Annotated in this window: 1 pseudogene; it reads left to right on the forward strand. The window is 60.3% G+C overall.

Going from position 1 to position 590, the window contains the following annotated elements:
* Nucleotides 1–590 (forward strand): annotated as a pseudogene (locus IE258_RS40855) (IS256-like element IS1249 family transposase); the annotation flags it as partial.

A 590-nucleotide genomic window follows, 5' to 3' on the forward strand; every position in this document is an offset into this window, starting at 1 on the left:
GACGACCTAGCCAAACGAAACGGTGTTAGCCGCGCCACCATGAAGCGGCGCTTCAAGTGGTGCTGGCTCGTTGATGTGCCTGACCCCACCGCCGGCCACCACAAGCGGATCTACGACCAGGTATTTCTCGATGGCACCTACACCGCCGGTGGCTGCCTGATCGTCGCGGCGACCATCGACCACGTGATCGCCTGGCACTGGTGCAAACACGAAACCACCCGCGACTACCAACTGCTGCTTGAACGCATCGAAGCCCCACTCATCGCCGTCATCGACGGCGGCCAAGGCGCATACAGCGCAATCAAAAAGTGCTGGCCGACTACGAAAATTCAACGCTGCCTCGTCCACGCCCAACGCGTGGTCCGCCGCTACACCACCACCAACCCACGCACCGATGCCGGGCGCACCATCTACCGACTTGCGCTGAAACTGACCCGGATCACCACACTGGATGAAGCCGCCGCGTGGGGTGTGCAACTGCACGAGTTTTCAACGATCTACCGGGAATGGATGAACGAGAAAACCATGATCAAAGACCCCAAAACAGGTGCATGGACCCGCGTGTGGACCCACCACAACGTGCGCAAGTC

This window comes from Streptomyces tendae (genome assembly GCF_014650435.1).
In the GTDB taxonomy this organism is placed as follows: domain Bacteria; phylum Actinomycetota; class Actinomycetes; order Streptomycetales; family Streptomycetaceae; genus Streptomyces; species Streptomyces tendae.